A 21,218-nucleotide genomic window follows, 5' to 3' on the forward strand; every position below is an offset into this window, starting at 1 on the left:
AATCAAGCTTTCTGGTATGAAAAAAGCCATCCTCAAGGTGAGAATGGCTTCTTTATTCCAATATCGTAAATCAACATACCATTCTCATTTCTGTCTTGTTAGAAGAAGAATACCAATGAGAAGGTTAAGAATAGAAATGTTGATATTTTTTGTCATTTGCTTATGATTTGCTGCAAATATGAAAATATTATTTTAAAATGAAAATGAAATGGCCATTTTTTCTTGAAAAAAGAAGAATAATACTGAAATGTCTGTAATGCGTTAACATTGAAGTAACTTTAAGGTTAAGGCAAAAGTTAAAAGTAAAAAGGCAAAAGTTGAGAACAGCTATGCAGGTCGAAATCCCGATTGAAAAGTCAGGAGCAAAAGTTAATGTCATCTCGAACGCAGTGAGGGATTTGTAGCTTGATGTTCGATGCTATCGGTCGGGTTTTGGCTGCGGCCGATTTTCAATTCACTTCGTTCAACTGGGTACTGGGTGCTTTATGAAGCAGGATTTATAGAAAACAGTCACAGTTATCCGCTTCCAGACCTTCAAGGTTTTTAAAACCTTGAAGGTCTATATTCTGTACAATAAACCTGTGACTAAACATAAGCCCAAACCCTTGTATTAACGCAACCCTTTTTTACCTTTAAGCATCTTAATTCCATAAACATAAAAATACAATCAACTATGAATACCTCGTAAAACCCAAAAAAACAAAACAAACCGTTTGGACAGTAAACCACCCACGCTGCCGCAAACCCTGCGTTGCCAAAGCAACAGGAACCGACCTTTTTAATGTGCGCTTTTTCGGTTCTTAATTCTAAAGAACCTGTTTAAGTACCCTGTACTTTTTACTCATTACTAAAATAAAAAAAATGAAACCAAAGATTTTAAAACTAAGTTTAGTATTCCTACTTTTTGCCTTAATTGGTGTAAGCTGTCAGGATGAAGAGGAATTACCACCATTAAAAGACAAACAACTTACTGTAAGCGAAATAAAATCGCAGGGCTGTAAAGACCACCTAAAATCAACTGATACTGAACGGTATATTGAACTTAAGGCCGAAGGAGAAAATCGCCTTTGGGTTAAGTTTGTTAATGCCAGATTTAATTGTTGCCCGGGAGAGATTACTACTAATGCTTTTATCAAAAATGATACACTAAAAGTTGTATTTATTGAGCAATATCCAGGTGGTTGTAATTGTATTTGTGATTTTGACCTTGAATGTGTAATCGACTCAATGGAAAACAGGAAATATAATATCGGAGTTTATGCACACAGGTCAATATATGAGGAGCCAAATTCAAAATTTACTTTTAATTATTCTAAAGGATTAGACACTACAATAAAAATTTCAAATAATTAAAAACTACGTTATGAGAAAATATATTTTTCTTTCCTTCTTTCTTTCCTCGCTAGTGCGCGATTTCATCGCATTCCGTTTGGGAAGTCTTTTTTAGTAAACTTTAGCAAGTAACTGCTTGAATACCTTAAAGGTTTTCTGAAACCTTTAAGGTCTGACAAAAGAGCAGTGCTTAGTGATAGCCTCACTTCGAGTGGGACTATCACCGACTTGCAGTTACCACTGGCTCCGCTTGTGCCCGATTGTATCGCGTTCCTTTATAACAAAAATTGCATCCGTGTTGGTGCACTATTCCGATGCGTTCCACTAATGAAACAAGATTATTTCACCATATTAATTGTTCAAAAAATCTCCCAATTTCTAATCAATATCATCAAACGGCTGAATTAAAATGTATTAACTTTGGGCTTTCATTAAATTAATTCAATAACAAAATGAAGAGAGATACTTTGGTTTTTGATATTATCAGGAAGGAACACGAACGTCAGTTGGGCGGAATTGAATTGATTGCTTCAGAGAACTTTGTAAGTGAGCAGGTTATGGAAGCAATGGGTTCGGTAATGACCAACAAGTACGCTGAAGGTTATCCGGGAAAAAGATATTATGGTGGTTGTCAGTTTGTTGATATGACCGAGCAACTGGCCATCGACCGTATTAAGGAATTGTACGGAGCCGAATGGGCCAACGTTCAGCCACACTCGGGCGCACAGGCAAATGCTGCTGTATTGAGTGTTATTCTTAAGCCGGGCGATACTTTCCTCGGCCTCGACCTTTCGCACGGTGGTCACCTTTCGCATGGTTCGCATGTAAACTCATCGGGTATTCTTTACAATCCGGTTGCCTACAAGGTAAAAGAAGATACCGGAATGGTGGATTACGATGAGATGGAAGCGCTGGCCATCGAGCATAAACCAAAGTTGATTATCGGTGGGGCATCGGCATACAGCCGCGAGTGGGATTACAAACGCATGCGCGAAATTGCTGATAAAGTTGGTGCATTGTTTATGGTGGATATGGCTCACCCGGCCGGATTAATTGCTGCCGGTTTGCTCGATAATCCTGTAAAATATGCGCACGTAGTAACATCAACAACACATAAAACACTACGCGGACCCCGCGGCGGTATCATCCTTATTGGTAAAGATTTTGAAAATCCATGGGGTATTACTACTCCAAAAGGTGTGGTTCGAAAAATGTCGTCGTTGTTGGATTCTGCGGTATTCCCTGGCCAGCAAGGCGGGCCGCTTGAGCACGTAATTGCTGCAAAAGCTGTTGCATTTGGCGAGGCACTGGAGCCGGAGTACAAAGAGTACCAGGCACAGGTGAAAAAGAATGCTGCTGTTATGGCACAGGCTTTTGTTGACCTGGGCTACAAAGTAATTTCGGGCGGTACTGATAATCACTCGATGCTGATCGACCTGCGTACCAAATACCCTGAAATCACCGGTAAACTGGTTGAAAATACTATTGTAAATGCCGAAATTACCATTAACAAAAACATGGTGCCTTTTGATAGCCGTTCGCCATTCCAAACTTCAGGTTTGCGTGTAGGCACACCGGCTATTACAACCCGTGGTGTAAAAGAAGACCTGATGCCGGAGATCGTTCAGCTGATCGACGACTCGATTGCACACATTAACGACGAGGCATACATTAAAGCAGTTGGCGAAAAAGTTCACAAACTGATGAAGGACTTCCCGCTGTTTGCCTACTAGGTCTCAGTATAGAGTTTAAAGTTCAGTGTTCAAAGTTGGGCGCTGACAAGACATAAAATTAACCCGGAAGGTAAGCTTAACTTTCCGGGTTTTTGTTTACTTTGAACTGAGCGAAGATGAGGACTGAAGAGGTGAAGGATTAAAGCATCAATAAATTTTAAGATTATTGAATTGTGCGCGCAACTCTGAACTTTGAACTCAAAACTAAAAGAACTACGGATGGAATGGTACATGATACTGGCACTTGTTGGAACCGGAATTGCCGCCGGATTTATTAATACCACTGCAGGAGGCGGCTCTATGCTAACCATGCCTTTACTGATGTTTATCGGGCTGCCCGCCAATATTGCCAATGGCACTAACCGTATCGCCATTTTGCTTCAGAATGTTATTGCCGTAAAAACGTTCAAACAAAAACATGTACTTGATTTTACCAAGGATTACCGGCTGGCCATTCCGGCCATCGTCGGATCGATTATCGGGGCACTGTTTGCTGTTGAAATTGATCCCAACCTCTTAAAAAATATCATTGCCGGACTAATGGTGCTTTTGTTGCTGCTGGTGGTCTTAAAACCCGAAGTATGGATTACCGATCAGATCGGGAAAGTGAATCCCAAACCGTCGCCGCTGCAATACATCATTTTCTTTGCAATAGGTTTGTTCGGAGGCTTTATTCAAATGGGCGTAGGATTTTTTCTGCTGGCCGGATTGGTTTTGGGCTGCGGACATAACCTGGTGCGTGCCAATGCAATAAAGGTTTTTATTATTTTGATCTATACCATATTTTCGCTGGGGATATTTATTTATAATAAACAAGTTGACATTGTTGCGGGTTTAATACTGGCTGCCGGCAATATGCTCGGAGCATGGCTGGGCGCCAACTTTACCGTAAAAGGAGGCGCAAAATATGTTCGCTACATACTTATTCTGGCCATGCTAATTGTGATTTTGAATTTGTTTGGAGTTTTTGGTTAGTTTCAAGCTACAAGTTGCAAGTTGCAAGTCACAAGCGATAAGCTGTTTTGGAAAAAGAATTATCTCCCCTCTGTGAGGGGAGTGTCCGTCAATTGACGGACGAGGGGTGAACGTCATCAAATTATAAAAGTAGATTGGAGCATCAGAATAAAATACCAGTAACCATCATCACCGGCTTTCTCGGAGCCGGGAAGACTACTTTTATCAACTTCCTGCTGAAATCAAATCCGGACAAGCAGTTTGCTTTGGTAGAAAATGAATTTGGCGCTGTACCCATCGACACGAAACTGATAAAAGGTGTTGATGCCAGCCAGATGTTCGAATTAAAACAGGGCTGTATTTGTTGCACCATTTCCGATGAATACGAGCTGGTGCTAAAAGAACTGGCTGAGCGTTTCCCGGATGTAGATCACCTGTTGATAGAAACAACAGGAATTGCTGATCCGGCACCTGTAATTCAACCTTTTTTTGCTGATGAAGACCTGAAAGAGCTGTACGAATACAATGGCGCCATTTGTTTGGTTGATGCCCTGAATTTCGAAAATCTACCGGAAGAGGAGATGGCGTATAAGCAGTTGAATGTTGCCGATCTGATTCTGCTAAATAAAACGGAAAACATTGATGAAAAGCAGCAAGGAGAGCTTACCACAAAAATGAATCGACTGGCTCCGCTGGCAAAAATTCAATCAACAAGTTTTGGTGAAGCAAAAACGCTTGATTTGAATGAACTGAAACAACATACGTTTAATGCGTATTCATTTCTTTCGTACAAAAGCAATCATGTACTGGTGCGAACCAAAACACTTTCGTTTTCTGCTTCGCTGAATCGGGCCGCTTTCCTGTATTGGCTGGAATATACACTCGATATTTATAAAAGCCAGGTTTATCGCTGCAAAGGAGTGGTGTGTTTTCAGAACGAACCTTTTGAATATATTTTGCAGGGCGTTGGCGGCCGTTTTGAACTGGAAGAAGGGGATTTAATAATGGAAGCACCCGAAAGTCATATTGCTTTTATAGGCAAGCTTGATGGTTTGGCTTTAGATTTTAATCCTCCATTATAATTGCACGCAGATTTCGCGGATGGCGCAGAATTTTATTTGGGGGCATATCTCGTATCTGCGAAAATCCGCGCTATCTGCGAGAACCAATTCCTTACCCAAGAAACGCGATCCAAAGCGGAATTATAAGCACCGAAAGCAGTGTGCCCAGCACCACAATTCGAGCTACCAGTTTTGTTTCCAGTTTATACTGAACAGCCAGCGCGTACGGAGTAAGCCCAAGTGGCATTGCCGAATCGAGAATAGTGGCTTTAAATTGTAGGTCGTTCAGGCCGGCAGTACGGATGCCAAAATAAAGCAAAATCGGCAGAGCAATCATCGTTAGCACCACAAAAACGGAAACCCTGATCCATTCGCGGGGAGCGCCAATTTTGTTTTGCCCCAGGAATATGCCCAGCGAGAATAATACTATGGCCGTTACCGATTCGGCAAAAAGACTAACGGTTTTATCGATAAACGACGGCACTTTTAGTTGAAATAAAACGATGCACACACCCACAAAAACAGATATCAGCAGTGGGTTTTTTACCAGGCTCAGCATTAATTTCTTCGGCTGAATGCTTTCCTCTCCAGTTGCTTCGATAAGGATAACGCCAAGCGTTAGCAGCCAGAAAACATAAACAGCTGAAAGAACAGCTGCAACCGGTAAAATTTCGTCGACAAAGCTGCTGCGAAGAACCGGAATGCCCAGGTAAGCCACGTTTCCAAACGAAAGAATAAGGAAGAGCGAACTGCGTAAACGCTTCGAAAATCGAAAAATCCGTGCTATGGGGAAAGCCAGTAACATGCACACCGCAATGTATGCCGAATTAATAAAAATAAGTTGGGTATAGGATTCGCCTTGCGGGTCGAGGTGCATCAGCGAGGCAATAACCAGAGCCGGGAAGCCGATCCACAATGCGTATTTGTTTAGCACGTCAACCCACGGCCCGTGAGCGGCTTTTGTACGCGAAAAAAGTGTTCCGGTAAAAATAACGAGAAACAAGGGCGCAACAGTCTTCAGCGCCAGTAAAAAATGTGCCATAAATCCCTTTTATTTGTTTTCAGTCATGGCCCAGTCGCCATAAATAATGTGTTCGCGCACGTCGGTAACAAACATACCAACTTCTTTGGCTGCTGAAATTCCCAGGTCTCCGTCTTCAAAAACCTGGCAAAATTGTGGTTCAACACCCATCAATTCAGCACATTTTAGAAAGGTTTCAGGATGTGGTTTGTGCTTCTGCACGTCGTCGGCTGAAACTACAAAATCGAAATATTCACGAATGCCCAGCTCTTTTAACTGCACTTCGGCACTTTTCCCGCTAGCACCTGTTCCCACCGCCATGGGCAGTTTTCCGTGGTAATTTTTTACAATCGCGATTACCTCTTCAATTGGTTGCAGCAAATGTGCCGAGTCCCAGAACGATTGTTGTTTCATACGAACCAGTATTTCAGGCTGTTCATCCACATTGTATTGCTCAACAATTCGTTTGGCAAATTCAATGGTCGGGCGGCCTGTCATTTCATGAATAATATTCGGATCAAAATCGAAATTATATTTTTTGCCTACGATATTCCAGGTTTCTACATGCACCGGAAGCGAGTTCGACAGGGTTCCGTCTAAATCAAAAATCAAGGCTTTTGCCTCGGGATGAACTGTAATTGCCATATTTTCAAATTTGCCGTAAATGTAACAGAACCCCGGCACAGCGTGAAAGTTCAATTGCTAATACATGAAGATTTAATCATCAGTTAAAAAAGTCATTCTGATTATGTTTGTGCGAATTGTAAAATAAATAGATAAAATCTATTAATCATTGGTAATAAGTAATTAAGATATTGTAAGTTAAGGAATTAATCATTTTTTAGTCATGCTGTTTTTTTGTATCTTAATGCAATCGTTGCATAAATTATCACTTAAAACTAAGTATATGGAAAACAATCATTCAAAACAAGGCAAATGTCCTGTTATGCACGGCGGAAATACTTCGGCCGGAGCATCAGTTATGGACTGGTGGCCCAATGCATTAAATCTCGACATTTTGCATCAGCACGACACAAAAACAAATCCTTTAGGAAAAGACTTTAATTACCGGGATGAGCTGAAAAAGCTGGATGTAGCGGCTTTAAAAAGAGATCTACGCGATTTAATGACTGATAGCCAGGAGTGGTGGCCTGCCGATTGGGGGCATTACGGAGGATTGATGATACGAATGGCCTGGCACGCTGCCGGTTCGTATCGAATTGCCGATGGCCGTGGTGGAGGCGGAACAGGAAACCAGCGTTTCGCACCACTAAACTCGTGGCCCGATAATGTGAGCCTGGATAAGGCACGCCGACTACTTTGGCCGATTAAGAAGAAATACGGAAATAAAGTGAGTTGGGCCGATTTGATCATTCTGACCGGTAACATTGCTTACGAAAGTATGGGGCTAAAAACCTTTGGTTTTGGTTTTGGCCGCGAAGATATTTGGCATCCGGAGAAAGATACCTACTGGGGAGCCGAAAAAGAATGGCTGGCACCAAGTGACGAACGTTACGACGATGTAACAAAACCCGAGACCATGGAAAATCCGTTGGCAGCCGTTCAAATGGGATTGATTTACGTAAACCCGGAAGGTGTAAACGGAAAGCCTGATCCGCTGAAAACAGCCCAGCAAATGCGCGAAACATTCCGCCGAATGGCCATGAACGATGAGGAAACAGTGGCACTTACTGCCGGAGGACACACCGTTGGAAAAACACACGGAAACGGTGATGCCAGTTTATTGGGACCCGATCCGGAAGCAGCAGATGTACACGAACAAGGTTTAGGCTGGTCAAATCCGCACAAAAGCGGAAAAGGCAGATATACCGTAACCAGCGGTTTGGAAGGTGCCTGGACGACCGAGCCTACGAAATGGGATAATGGTTTCTTTAAGATGTTGTTTGAGCACGAGTGGGAACTGCGTAAAAGCCCGGCAGGAGCTCAGCAATGGGAGCCTGTAAGCATAGCCGAAGAAGATAAACCGGCTGATGTGGAGGATTTCTCAATTCGTAACAATCCGATGATGACGGATGCCGATATGGCTTTAAAAATGGATCCGGAGTACAGAAAGATATCGGAAAAGTTTATGAATGATTTTGATGCTTTTTCTGATGCTTTTGCCCGCGCCTGGTTTAAACTAACACACCGCGATATGGGACCGAAAGTACGTTATTTCGGACCTGATGTTCCTGAAGAAGACTTGATTTGGCAAGATCCTGTTCCGGCTGGAAAATCGGATTACGATGTGAACGCGGTAAAAGCAAAAATTTCTACAGCAGGACTTAGCATTGCCGACATGGTTGCTACGGCCTGGGATAGTGCAAGAACTTTCCGCGGATCGGATATGCGCGGTGGTGCCAACGGTGCCCGTATTCGTTTGGCTCCACAAAAAGACTGGGAAGGAAATGAGCCGGAACGACTGAAAAAAGTATTGGCCGTGCTTGAGCCAATTGCTGCTGATTTCGGAATTAGCGTAGCCGACGTAATTGTATTGGCCGGAAATGTTGGGGTAGAGCAGGCCATTAAAAATGTAGGAATGAATGTTGCTGTTCCGTTTACACCCGGACGCGGTGATGCTTCCGATGAAATGACCGATGCCGAGTCGTTTGCTCCGCTGGAACCGCTGGCCGACGGTTTCAGAAACTGGCAGAAAAAGGATTACGTGGTTAGTCCGGAAGAAATGATGCTTGATCGTGCCCAGTTAATGGGATTAACGGCTCATGAAATGACGGTGTTAATTGGCGGTATGCGTATGCTGGGAACCAATTATGCCGGCACCAAACACGGTGTGTTTACCGATAATGTTGGTACGTTGAGCAACGATTTCTTTGTAAACCTTACCGATATGACCTACGTTTGGGAGCCTGCCGGAAAAGGACTTTACAACATCCGAAACCGGAAAACCGGCGAAGTAAAATGGACGGCCACACGTACTGATCTGGTGTTTGGTTCGAATTCTGTTTTGCGTTCGTATGCTGAGGTGTATGCACAAGACGATAACAAAGAGAAATTTGTAAGCGATTTTGTGAAAGCCTGGAATAAAGTGATGAATGCCGACCGTTTTGATGTAAATTAATTGGTAACTCATTCAAAACTAAAAGGCTGTCCGGTATTACTTTGGACAGCCTTTTTTATGTCTTTAACAATTTTGCTTTTCAGATTTCCCAGGCAATAACAATATTTGTTCGCATTTCAATTTCGTTGGGTGATAGTACTGATGTAATATCAGCTTTGGCATTACGGGTCATTGGCAATATTTCAGCATTCATGAGTTCCATATTTGTATTGAAAGTTCCAATCATCCGGGGTTCGCCGTACTGGATTGATTTGATTTTGCCCAGTTGAACATCGGCGCTTTGGGCAATCACGGTTGCTTTTTGTTTGGCATCTTCTACGGCCAGCTGAATGAGTTTTTCTTTTACCATTTCCATTTGTTCCTCCGAAAGGGCAAAGTTCAGATTGAAATTCGACTGCAGATTGTCTTTGATCAGTTCAAAAATTTTATCATTTTTTTCATAATCTTTTTGTGTACGGATGGTAACCGGAATATTTGCCTCGTAGCCTTCAAACACCGGCTGCCGCAATTGGGGATCATATTTTTGTACTTCGTGAATAGCAAAACTGTTTGTTTTTATCAGTTCTTCGTCAATCCCGTTTTTAATAAACAGCTTTTTTATTTTGTCAATTTTTTCAACCGACATTTCCGCGCACTGCTTGTAATTTTCGTCTTTAACACTAAAATTTACAGTGAATGATATTTCTTCAGGAGCCAATTTAACTGATGATTTTCCTTCAACAGTAATAATTCCATTTTGATTATTTTGAGCGAAAGAGCCAAATGCAAAAAGCATAACGGCAAGGGATAAAATAATTTTCTTCATGACTTAATTTTTAATGATTTTAATTGTTTGTCTGTTACTCTGATTTTGTAAAGTTACAAAGTATATGCCAGAAGAAAGTTCATCTTGAATAATCTCATTTGTGTAGCTTGTAAATACCTTTTGAAATGGCTGGTTTTGAGAATAATCGTCAAAATAAGACAACAAAAAATTTAAATCCCTGTGTTATCTCATAGCTTGAAAATCGTAACTTTTGCTACTTTCGGGCTTCAAATTAAAAATCAAAAAAATGCGTCTAATTGTAATTATTCTTTTACTTCTTGTTCAAACTTTTGCTTTTGCCCAAACCAAACAAATGAGTCTGGAAGATGCCGTTTACGGGCGTTATACCTATTTGTATCCCGAGTCAATGTCGGGTTTGCAATGGATGGATGATGAACATTTTTCTTTTATTGAAGACAAATCGATTGTTGCCGAATCGGCAAAATCAGGCGAGAAAAGTACTGTTTTTTCGCTCAATGAGTTAAACGAAATTACCGGTGCAAACTTACAACGCATTCCATCATACCGCTGGATCGGCCAAACCGACCTTTTGATTTCGGATGCTAAAAAATATTGGTTGGTTGACAGTAACACGAAGAATGTAAAATATAAAATTGAACTTCCTGAAAATGCTGATAATGCAAGTTTTTCAGAAGAAGGACAATATGTGGCTTTCACTCAGGGCCACGATTTATTTGTGGCGCTGGCCAACGGAACAACAAAACAAATTACAAGCGATGGCGGTAACGGAATTGTAAACGGACAAACCGTACACCGTAACGAATTTGGCATATCAGGTGGTATTTTTAATTCGCCCAAAGGAAATTTTGTGGCTTTTTACCGCAAAGATGAAAGTATGGTGAAAGATTATCCGCTGGTGGATTTTATGGCACGTCAGGCAGAACTCACGCCGGTAAAATACCCGATGGCCGGAATGGCAAGTCATCATGTAACTTTAGGTGTTTACAATATTGAAAGCGGAGTAACAACATTTCTGAAAACCGGAGAACCGCTCGATCATTTTCTTACCAACGTAGCCTGGTCGCCCGATGAAAAAAGCATTTACATGGCCGAGTTGAACCGCGAACAAAACCACATGCAACTAAATTGCTACGATGTGGTAACAGGCGAAAAAGTGAAAACACTTTTTGAAGAATCGTCGGATACCTATGTAGAACCATTGTATCCGGTTCAGTTTTCGAAAGTGAATCCCGGCGAATTTTATTACCTCAGCCGTCTGGATGGCTGGTTTCATGTGTACAAATACAATACCGACGGAAAGTTGGTGCAGCAAATTACAAAAGGCGAATGGGAAGTTACAAACATACTGGGTTTCGATGCTAAAGAAAAGACACTTTTTGTTGAAGCTACCCTCGACGATCCGCTGCAAAACAATATTTACAAGGTGGATGTGAAATCGGGGGAAACAGAGCGACTCTCGAAAGAAGACGGTGTTCATGGCGGAACTTTAAGTCCTGATGCTGCTTATGTTTTAGATCGTTGGTCAGGCACGGAAGTACCCGGAAAAGTAGATTTAATTTCATCAAACGGAAAAAATACACGAACAATTTTTGCGTCGGAAGATCCGCTAAAAGACTACCAGTTGGGCGAAAATAAGCTGGTATCGTTAAAAACGAAAGACGGGAAATACGATTTGTTTGGACGATTAATTTTGCCGAATGATTTTGATCCGGCGAAAAAATACCCGGTAGTAGTTTACGTTTATGGCGGACCACACTCGCAACTGGTAACCAAAGGCTGGCAAAACCAGGCGCGCTGGTGGCAGTATTACATGGCATCGCAGGGCTATATTGCTTTTACGCTCGATAACCGCGGCACAAACAACCGTGGCCGTGCTTTTGAAACAGCTATTCACCGAAATTTAGGTGTATTGGAAACTGAAGACCAGATGCAGGGGATTGAATACCTGCTTTCGCTGCCTTATGTTGATGCTGATCGCATTGGCGTTCACGGATGGAGTTACGGTGGTTTTATGACACTAAATTTAAAATTAAAACATCCCGAAATTTTTAAAGTGGCAGCTGCCGGTGGCCCGGTGGTTGACTGGAGCATGTACGAAATTATGTATGGCGAGCGTTACATGGATATGCCGCAGGAAAATCCGGAGGGTTATAAAAATTCAGATATGACCAAATACGTGGAAAATCTCGATGGAAAACTGATGCTGATTCATGGCGTGCAAGACGCAACAGTGGTGATGCAACACAGTATGAAATTTCTGCGCGAGTGTGTGAAACAAAACAAGCAGGTCGACTTTTTTGCTTACCCGATTCATGAGCATAATGTGCGCGGAAAAGACCGTGTGCACCTGATGGAGAAAGTGAGCCGCTATTTCTTCGAAAACCTGTAAATTACCTCGCCGAAAAACGTTTTTTGCTGTTTCCGGGGGAGCCGGAAAGAGGCAATGATGAACTGATATTGTATATTTAGGTGCAAAAACCAATAACTTTGCAGATAGCTAACCAATAGAAAATAAATTATTATGAACGGACAAATTAAAGAGATAGCCATGAGGCTAAGAGGTTTACGGGATGTGCTCAATATTTCAGTTGACGAAATAGCAACTGCATGCAAAGTGTCCGCCGAAGAATACGAGAGCTATGAAAGTGGAAAAACAGATATTCCGGTTGGTGTTCTCGAAAATATATCAAAGAAATATGATATTGGGTTAACTGCATTGCTTTTTGGCGATGAACCTCACATGAAATCATTTTATCTCACCCGGGCAGGCGAGGGAACAGCTATGGAGCGTACCCGGGCCTATAAATATCAGGCGCTGGCATCAGGGTTTATCGGACGGAAAGCTGATCCGTTTGTTGTAACTGTGGAGCCGGATGCTGAAGAAAAACCAATTCATCTGAATAGTCATAGTGGACAGGAATTGAACTTTGTTTTGGAAGGCAAATTATTGTTGAGTGTTGATGGACATGAAATGATACTCAACCAGGGAGACAGCCTTTATTTTGATGCAACTCTTCCGCACGGAATGAAAGCATTAGAGGGGAAACCAGTAAAATTCCTGGCTGTAATTCTATAATAAAACTTGATGCTACATGATTGAAAAATACTTAAAACAGACTGCTTTTACCGATTTTGAGGATTTTAAAGCCAATTACGAGTTGATTATTCCGGAAGATTTCAACTTTGCCTACGACGTGGTTGACGGCTGGGCAGCAAAAGATCCCAACAAAAGAGCATTGCTTTGGACAAACGATAAAGGCGAAAGCCGAACATACACCTTTGGCGAATTGAAAGAAATAACCGACCGCACTGCCGGCTATTTTTCGTCGCTGGGAATTGGAAAAGGCGATATGGTTATGGCTATTTTAAAACGCCGTGCCGAGTTTTGGTTTACCATTATTGCGCTGCATAAAATTGGCGCCGTTATTATTCCGGCAACGCATTTGCTCACTAAAAAAGATATAATTTACCGTAACAATGCCGCCACCATTAAAGCCATTGTTTGCGACGGCGATGAACTGATAACCAAAAATGTGAACGATGCTTCGCCCGAGTCGCCGTCTGTTGAAAAGCTTGTTTCAATCGGCCCGGTTATTCCTGAAGGATGGGAAGATTTTCATAAAGGAATTGAAAATGCTGAGCCATTTCAACGTCCTGCTGAGCCTACAAAAAATGATGATCCGATTATTGTAAGTTTTACATCGGGAACTACCGGCGATCCGAAAATGGTAGTGCTCGACAGTGTTTATCCGCTGGCGCACATTGTTACGGCAAAATACTGGCAAAACCTGCACCACGGTAGTCTTCACCTTACCATTGCCGACACCGGCTGGCTAAAAGCTGTTTGGGGGAAATTGTACGGACAATGGCTGGTTGGCGCATCGGTATTTGTTTACGATCATGAAAAATTTACACCTTCCGATATTCTGGAAGTGCTTTCAAAATACCAGGTAACTTCGCTTTGTGCACCGCCAACAATTTTCCGATTTCTTATCAGGGAAGATTTTGAAAAATACGATCTCTCGGCACTGGAATGGTGTACCATTGCCGGCGAAGCGTTAAATCCGGAGGTTTACAACCGTTTTTACGACTTAACAGGAATAAAACTACGCGAGGGGTACGGACAAAGTGAAACTACCTTGTCAGTGTTTACTTCGCCATGGGTAGAACCCAAGCCGGGATCGATGGGACTTCCAAGTCCGCATTACGATATTGATTTGCTGACATCGGAAGGACGATCGGCCGAAGCCGGTGAGCAGGGGCAAATTGTAATACGTATCGACAAAAATTATCCGGCCGGATTGTTTGGCGGATACTACCGCAATCAACAACTGACCGACGAAGCTATGTCGGATGGAATATATTACACCGGCGATTTGGCCTGGAAAGATGAGGATGGCTACTTGTGGTTTGTGGGCCGTGCCGACGATGTAATTAAAAGTTCGGGTTACCGTATCGGGCCTTTCGAGGTGGAAAGTGCATTGATGACACACCCCGCCGTGGTAGAATGTGCCATTACAGGTGTGCCCGACGAAATACGTGGGCAGATTGTAAAAGCAACGGTTGTGTTGGCTAAAGACTACAAGGATAAAGCCGGCGTGGCCTTGGTGAAAACCTTACAGGATCACGTAAAAAAGGTAACAGCTCCTTATAAATACCCACGCCAGATCCAATTTGTGGAGGAACTGCCAAAAACTATTAGCGGAAAAATCCGACGCGTAGAAATCCGCGAGCGCGATGATTCAACAAAATAGCTTATAAATCATCCAATCCTCACGGGGTTGTTATTGTGATGATTTTGATTGGTATTTTACTATAAACGAACACCTACAGCGTTCTCTTTTATTCAAATAGAACCCGGTACGGGTTCGCTTATAGTAGTAGCAAGGTTAAGGACATTCGTTTGATAACCCGGTACGGGTTAGATGTTTTTATGAAATTCCTTCCGGATAATTGCAGGCTGTTTAATCGGAAATCATATTTTTGCGTAACATTTTTGCAAAAGTTGTATTTGAAACGATTCGAACAAAATAAACCGGGTTCTTTAATTGGAATTTTTGTGGTTTTGCTGTTGTTGGTTCCCCTGTTAAATTGGGGGCAGAGCAGTATTAACGGCGAAGATTTCCAATCGCGATTGTTGCAAAATATTCATCAGCAGGTTTTTGAATATCCCTGGAGCAGTGCTGCTTTTTTCCCGGGCAATCTGGAGTTGGCCAGTCGTCAGACCATAAAACGGCAACTGAAAAGCGCGAAAGAATATGCACATAATCCGGATGCATTTGAGACCTGTTTTTCGACTTTAAATAATTTGCCTGCACCCGATAAAGCAATTTTCATCAAAAACTTTTATTTCTATCGGCCGGGAATAGTAAGCGAATTGGCCAAAGCCGGGTTGAGCGAAGAATTGCAATATTTGCCGGCAACACTATCGGCATTTAACATCGAAGCAAAAAGTCCGTTTAAACGAGCAGGCGCATGGCAGCTAACACATTTTCAGGGTGTATTGAATGGTTTGCAAATCAATAAGCTGATCGATGAACGACTGAATGTTTCTAAAGCGACGCATGCTGCTGTTCAGGAGTTGAAGAAGAATGAAGCGTTGTTCGATCATCCGAAAAAAGCGATGCTGGCGTTTGTTTTTGGAAAAACGCAGATTAAAAATTTGTGTCGTCGTGCCGGTGGCGATAAGTGTTCTGTAAACGAATTGCTGGAAGTGGCACCAAAAGAAATGACTGATTTTATGGCAGCCTACCAGGCAACAGCAGCATTTTTAAGCCAGAACAAATTTATTCCGGAACAGGAACTTCCAAAAACAGCAGAAGCAAAAGTACGTATTCAAACGCATTTCGACCAAATAAGTGCTGTGCTGCCAATTTCAACCGATGAACTTCGCTTTTTAAATCCGCAGTTTCCATATTCTATCATCCCAGAACAGGCTTCGATTACTTTGCCTGAAAAATTGAAGCAAGACTTTTTGTTTCTGCAGGATTCCATTTACAATGGTGTTGATTCAACGCTGTTTGAGGTGGTGGCGCAAAAAATTGAATATCCGCCGGCACCCAACCGTCAGTATGTGGGCGAGAAGGTAAAGGATCTGGAAATAGAAGGAAAAACAAAAATCAAATACACCATAAAATCGGGCGATGTGCTGGGATTTATTGCCGAAGATTACGATGTGCGGGTAGCCGATTTAAAATACTGGAACAATATTTACGACGAACGCAAAATTCAGGCGGGTAAAACGCTTGATATTTTTATTGACGATGAAAATGCCGATTATTACCGCAACCTTCAGCAAGAAACAGCTAAGAAGGAGGAGCAAAAAACTGTAGTTCCGGATTTTGCATCCGCAACTTTGCCGGGGATTGTTGTTCCCGAATCGGCAAAAAAAGTAGAGCACATTGTAAAAAGTGGTGAGTCGCCATATGTAATTGCACAAAAATACGATGGCGTAACGCCCGAGAAAATACTGGAATGGAACAGCGTTAGCGATGCGCGTAGAATCCAAATTGGTCAGAAATTAATTATATACCTACAATGAAGCCACTTCAAACATTAACATTTACTTTGGGTGTAATTGCCTTGCTGGCTGGCGCCATGTGGCTGATGCCCGACGATGGTTTCGAGGTGGGGGAAATGACCTTACATATGCCTACATTCTCTGAAATGATTGTTGGGGATGATTTGGAATATGCCGACGTTTCAGAGATTATTGCGCAACAATTTGAAATTGATTCGCTGGTAGATATTGAAGTGGATACCATTGCCGGCGATACGGTTGTTGAAGTGATTCACCGGGCAGATTATGATACACTCGTGCAATCGGTTCGGCGAATAGAAATGACAGATTTGGGCAAAGAAAACCTGTACCGCTTTTTCGATCATTTAAAAAGCGACTCACTGGTTCGGATAATGCATTACGGCGACAGCCAGATTGAAGGCGACCGCATTACTGCTTTTCTGCGAAATAAACTGCAGGTAAAATTTGGCGGAAGAGGAGTTGGTTTGCGTCCGGCCTTGCAACCTTACGACTATGTTTTTAGCGCCAATCAAACGAATTCCGACAATTGGAAACGTTACCCGATTTACGGGAAAGTGGATTCAACGGTTGAGCACAGTCGTTACGGAGTTATGGGAGCTTTTTCGCGTTACGCCCCTTTGGCCAACGACACCATTCCGTTTAAAGATTCGATGATTTACGAGGCTGAAATGAATGTCTCGAAATCAGATATCTCCTACAAACGTACGCGCGAATACGAAAATATGCGTTTGTTTTACGGGCATACCAAACGCCCGGTTGCGGTGCAGTTAATCGCACGCGGCGATACCGTTTTAAGCGATACGCTTTTGGCCGACACCACCTACGCAGTGCTCGAATGCGAACTGCCCGATTCAACGAGTAGTGTTACACTAAAATTCTCGGGATACGATGGCCCTGATGTTTATGGAATTGAGCTGGCTTCGAAAAAAGGAGTGATTATGGATAATATTGCCCTAAGAGGCAGTTCAGGAACAATTTTCACAAAAGCCGACTACGAGCACAGCCTGAAAATGTATAACGACCTCAATCCTAAGTTTTTTATCCTGCAGTTTGGTGGTAACGTAATTCCATACATTAAGGATAAAAAGGCGATTGAGCGTTATGGCCGGTGGTTCGGCAGTCAGATTCAGCGAATTAATTCCTTGTGTCCCGATGCAGCCATTCTTGTAATTGGCCCAAGCGATATGTCGACAAAGAAAAAGGACAAGTACGTAACTTATAAACATTTGCCACAGGTGGTGGAAATGCTTAAACAAGTAGCGTTGGAAAATAACTGCGCTTATTGGGATATGTACCAGGCAATGGGCGGACACAACAGTATGCCCTCGTGGGTGAATGCGCAACCCGAATTGGCGCGTCCCGATTATGTGCATTTTTCGGCACGCGGAGCACGTTTGGTGGCCAATATGTTCTACAATGCATTGATTCTGGAATACAACAATTATTTGGAGGAGGAGATGTAATGGGGGAGAAAGTTCAGAGTTCAACGTTTAGAGTTCAGAGTTCAGGGTTCAGGGTTCATAGTTCCAATACAGCTGTCATTTCGAACGCAGTGAGAAATCTGTTACAGGGAAGTTACAAGTTACAAGTTGCAAGTTACAAGTGGTTAATTAATCTTGTTCTTCAATCTCTATTCAATCTCCATCAATCTCCATCAATCTTAGTGCAATCGGTAAAGGTTCGAGGCTTGTCTTTGCTGCTTTTTAGCTTCGTCATGCTGCTTTCCACATCTGTTTCAGCGCAGCAAGACAGCTACTTTTACCACGTTAATCAATACAATTTTGTTCGTTACGATCGGAATGAAATGCATTACCCCGGAGACCGGACAAATGCGGAAAGGTTTTATGCAAAATTGGAGCAGCTGGTAACTACCGGCGAAGGACGAGTGAATATTGTACAAATTGGTGGCTCACACATTCAGGCCGGCTCGTTTTCGGGGCAAATGCGCAACCGTTTTCAGCAGCTTAACGGCGAAATGAATGCCGGTTGGGGATTTATGTTTCCGTACCGTATTGCACGCACCAACTCGCCTTTTGGTTATTACATTCGTTACAACGGTTACTGGAAAACATTCCGAAATGTAGAGGGACGAAAAAGCGGAACATTGGGCGTGGGCGGAATTTCGGCAACAACATCTTCTCCAAAAGCGGAGTTGACGATACTGTTGGAGGAAGAAAACGAATTGGATTACAGCTTTAATAAACTGAGAATTTATTACGAGAACACAGCTAAAAATTACAGCATAAATATTGATTCGGATTTGGTGAAAAACAAGGTGGAAGCCAACGGATACATCGATTTTGAATTGAATGAGTGGGTAGATAGTTTACAGATTACACTGGAGAAAGATTACAACTCGCAAGGCAATTTTACGTTGCTGGGAATGACCACCGAATCGAATCCAAACGGGATCATGTATCACAGTATTGGAGTGAATGGGGCACATGTTCCGGCATTTTTGCGCTGCCAGCTTTTTGCAGAGCAACTGGCCGACCTTAGTCCTGACTTGGTCATTCTCGGACTGGGAATAAACGATGCCTACGGACGCCGTTTTTCGCAGGCTCGTTTCGAAGATCATTACGGACAACTCATTGATAAAATAAAAACTGCGGCACCCAATGCGCTTATTGTGTTTACCACCAATAACGACAGTTACATGTATCGCCGGTATGTGAACAAAAATGGCGCGAAGGTTCAGGACAGCATGTTTAAAATGGCCAAAAAATACAATGCCGGCGTTTGGGATATGTTTTCGGTAATGGGAGGATTAAATTCCATTGTGCTGTGGCAAAACAACGGCCTGGCGCAAAGCGATAAAATCCACTTTACCCGCGAGGGGTATTTAATGATTGCAGACCTGTTTTTTGGTGCGCTGATGAAGGATTTTGAGAACTTTTTGATTGATAAAAAAGAAATTACAATAAACAGTTATTTCGAGGATGGAGGAGAGGAAGGAAGCTATGAGGGGCAGATTTCTCAGTCGCTTACTCCTTCGAAATGACAATATAAACTAGAACTGCTTGGATTTACTGCAACAAATAGAAATAAAAGAACTGCTACGGAATATTTTTCTGTACGATAAAATGGCGCCGCTAATTTTTACGCGCTTTTTCTTTTGGGCATTTTTTGCTATTGTGCTGGCTGGTTATTCATTGGTTTATAAAAACAAAAACCGCAGCGTTCGTGCCGGGTATCTGTTCCTTGTAAGTTTATTTTTCTATTACAAATCCAGCGGATTCTTTTTCTTCATATTATTATTTAGTACGCTCACCGATTTTTTTATTGGCAAGGGAATTTACAAATCGAAGAGTGAGTTGATTCGAAAAATGCTGGTAGCAGCAAGTGTTGTTATTAACCTCACCTTGTTGGCCTATTTTAAATATGCTTACTTTTTTATCGATAGTATAAACCTGATGCTGGGCACCGATTTGCATGTGATTAATCACCTTGCACTGTGGGCCAACGAAGCAACCGGAACACATTTCGAGGTGAACCAGATTTTGCTGCCGGTGGGTATTTCGTTCTTCACCTTTCAAACCATTAGTTACTCGGTTGATGTGTATTGGGGCGAAACCAAACCCGTAAATAATTTAATCGATTTTGGTTTTTATGTATCGTTTTTCCCACAGTTGGTTGCCGGACCGATTGTTCGTGCATCGGGATTTGTAAAACAGATTTACGAAGATTACCGCCTTTCGAAAGAAGAATTTGGCTGGGCCATTTTCTTCATTCTCAAGGGCTTGATCAAGAAAATATTTATTGGCGATTACATTGCCGTAAACTTTGTCGATCGGGTTTTCTCCAACCCGGTTACCCATTCGGGATTTGAGAATCTGATGGCATTATTTGGCTATTCGTTGCAGGTTTATGTCGATTTTTCGGGCTATACCGACATCGCGATTGGAGTGGCGCTGTTAATGGGCTACCGCTTGCCGCAAAACTTTAATTCGCCCTACAAGGCAAAAAGTGTTGCCGAATTCTGGAAACGCTGGCACATGTCGCTTTCGTCGTGGCTGAAAGATTATTTGTATATTCCCATTGGCGGAAACCGCGAAGGCTCGGTATTTAGTTATATCAGCCTCGGCATTATTCTGGCCATCATTGTCCTTTTGGCTGGAAAGTTGATACTGGTACCGATATTTGCCGTTCTTGTGCTGTTGTTTGCTTTGCTGGCGCATTTCTTTCCCAACATAAAACGCCACATCAATACCAACATCAACCTGATGCTTACCATGTTGCTCGGGGGGCTCTGGCACGGTGCATCGTGGCAGTTTATTATTTGGGGAGGCCTCAATGGTGTTGGTTTGGTCGTTTATAAATTCTGGCGCAAGATAAGCCCGTGGGAAAAACGCAGTAACTGGCTGGTGAATATCTGGAAGATTGCGATAACCTTTACTTTCATCACCTTTACACGCGTATTTTTCCGCTCCGAATCGATGGACGTTGTACGCGGAATGCTGCACCAAATTGCTACCGACCTTAAAATTTCGATGATTCCTGAAGTAGTAGTAGCCTACAAATGGGTGTTTTTAATGATGTTGTTTGGTTTTGTTACCCACTGGCTGAGTTACGATTTAAAAGACCGCGCAAAAAACTGGTTTATCGCATCGCCCATGTGGGTTAAGGCAGCTATTTCTGCAATTGTGGTTATCATTGTTTACCAATCCATTTCGGCCGATATGCAACCGTTTATTTATTTCCAGTTTTAAA

Annotated in this window: 16 protein-coding genes; 12 read left to right on the plus strand and 4 right to left on the minus strand. The window is 42.5% G+C overall.

Annotated features, from left to right (window positions below; all coding sequences use genetic code 11):
* Window positions 1-861: 861 nt before the first annotated feature.
* The 4 genes from BMW53_RS08925 to BMW53_RS08940 all read left to right on the plus strand — a co-directional run bounded on the left by BMW53_RS08925 (window position 862) and on the right by BMW53_RS08940 (window position 5,101).
* Window positions 862-1,353, plus strand: a complete 492-nt coding sequence (locus BMW53_RS08925; RefSeq protein ID WP_038560168.1) for a hypothetical protein — start codon at window positions 862-864, stop codon at window positions 1,351-1,353.
* 431 nt (window positions 1,354-1,784) lie between these two features.
* The gene (glyA, locus tag BMW53_RS08930; protein ID WP_038560171.1) at window positions 1,785-3,065 is read left to right on the plus strand and encodes a serine hydroxymethyltransferase; all 1,281 of its coding nucleotides are present in this window, start codon (window positions 1,785-1,787) and stop codon (window positions 3,063-3,065) included.
* A gap of 192 nt (window positions 3,066-3,257) precedes the next feature.
* Window positions 3,258-4,040 carry a sulfite exporter TauE/SafE family protein gene (locus BMW53_RS08935; protein WP_217642916.1) on the plus strand — a complete coding sequence of 261 codons (783 nt, stop codon included), beginning with the start codon at window positions 3,258-3,260 and terminating at the stop codon, window positions 4,038-4,040.
* Between the two features lie 134 nt (window positions 4,041-4,174).
* Window positions 4,175-5,101, plus strand: coding sequence for a CobW family GTP-binding protein (locus BMW53_RS08940; RefSeq protein ID WP_051567909.1), 927 nt, complete (start codon window positions 4,175-4,177; stop codon window positions 5,099-5,101).
* Between the two features lie 91 nt (window positions 5,102-5,192).
* Here the strand turns inward: BMW53_RS08940 and BMW53_RS08945 are convergent, their stop codons facing one another.
* Window positions 5,193-6,122 (minus strand): AEC family transporter, encoded by a 930-nt coding sequence (locus tag BMW53_RS08945; RefSeq protein WP_074780526.1) that lies wholly within the window; start codon window positions 6,120-6,122, stop codon window positions 5,193-5,195.
* 9 nt (window positions 6,123-6,131) lie between these two features.
* Window positions 6,132-6,746, minus strand: coding sequence for a beta-phosphoglucomutase family hydrolase (locus BMW53_RS08950; protein WP_074780550.1), 615 nt, complete (start codon window positions 6,744-6,746; stop codon window positions 6,132-6,134).
* Between the two features lie 262 nt (window positions 6,747-7,008).
* On the opposite strand from BMW53_RS08950, the gene katG reads away from it, so the two are divergent.
* Window positions 7,009-9,180, plus strand: coding sequence for a catalase/peroxidase HPI (gene katG, locus BMW53_RS08955; RefSeq protein WP_038564958.1), 2,172 nt, complete (start codon window positions 7,009-7,011; stop codon window positions 9,178-9,180).
* Between the two features lie 79 nt (window positions 9,181-9,259).
* Here the strand turns inward: katG and BMW53_RS08960 are convergent, their stop codons facing one another.
* Window positions 9,260-9,985, minus strand: coding sequence for an SIMPL domain-containing protein (locus BMW53_RS08960; protein ID WP_038560177.1), 726 nt, complete (start codon window positions 9,983-9,985; stop codon window positions 9,260-9,262).
* Between the two features lie 3 nt (window positions 9,986-9,988).
* On the minus strand, window positions 9,989-10,150 hold the full coding sequence (locus tag BMW53_RS21485) for a T9SS type A sorting domain-containing protein (RefSeq protein WP_081804858.1): 162 nt from the start codon (window positions 10,148-10,150) through the stop codon (window positions 9,989-9,991).
* 82 nt (window positions 10,151-10,232) lie between these two features.
* Here BMW53_RS21485 and BMW53_RS08970 point away from each other — a divergent pair, with 82 nt between their 5' ends.
* From BMW53_RS08970 to BMW53_RS09000, 7 genes are all read left to right on the plus strand, one after another.
* The gene (locus BMW53_RS08970; RefSeq protein ID WP_038560180.1) at window positions 10,233-12,356 is read left to right on the plus strand and encodes a S9 family peptidase; all 2,124 of its coding nucleotides are present in this window, start codon (window positions 10,233-10,235) and stop codon (window positions 12,354-12,356) included.
* Between the two features lie 132 nt (window positions 12,357-12,488).
* Window positions 12,489-13,043 carry a helix-turn-helix domain-containing protein gene (locus BMW53_RS08975; RefSeq protein ID WP_038560183.1) on the plus strand — a complete coding sequence of 185 codons (555 nt, stop codon included), beginning with the start codon at window positions 12,489-12,491 and terminating at the stop codon, window positions 13,041-13,043.
* A gap of 16 nt (window positions 13,044-13,059) precedes the next feature.
* Window positions 13,060-14,721 (plus strand): AMP-binding protein, encoded by a 1,662-nt coding sequence (locus tag BMW53_RS08980; RefSeq protein ID WP_038560186.1) that lies wholly within the window; start codon window positions 13,060-13,062, stop codon window positions 14,719-14,721.
* Between the two features lie 257 nt (window positions 14,722-14,978).
* Window positions 14,979-16,508, plus strand: a complete 1,530-nt coding sequence (locus BMW53_RS08985; protein ID WP_168136424.1) for a LysM peptidoglycan-binding domain-containing protein — start codon at window positions 14,979-14,981, stop codon at window positions 16,506-16,508.
* Window positions 16,505-17,971, plus strand: coding sequence for a GDSL-type esterase/lipase family protein (locus tag BMW53_RS08990; protein WP_051567911.1), 1,467 nt, complete (start codon window positions 16,505-16,507; stop codon window positions 17,969-17,971). The genes BMW53_RS08985 and BMW53_RS08990 overlap by 4 nt, the downstream gene beginning before the upstream one ends.
* Before the next feature lie 251 nt (window positions 17,972-18,222).
* Window positions 18,223-19,509 (plus strand): GDSL-type esterase/lipase family protein, encoded by a 1,287-nt coding sequence (locus tag BMW53_RS08995; protein ID WP_038560193.1) that lies wholly within the window; start codon window positions 18,223-18,225, stop codon window positions 19,507-19,509.
* Between the two features lie 19 nt (window positions 19,510-19,528).
* On the plus strand, window positions 19,529-21,217 hold the full coding sequence (locus BMW53_RS09000; RefSeq protein ID WP_217642917.1) for an MBOAT family O-acyltransferase: 1,689 nt from the start codon (window positions 19,529-19,531) through the stop codon (window positions 21,215-21,217).
* The last annotated feature ends 1 nt before the right edge of the window (window position 21,218 follow it).

It is taken from the genome of Draconibacterium orientale (assembly GCF_900111425.1).
GTDB classification, from domain to species: domain Bacteria; phylum Bacteroidota; class Bacteroidia; order Bacteroidales; family Prolixibacteraceae; genus Draconibacterium; species Draconibacterium orientale.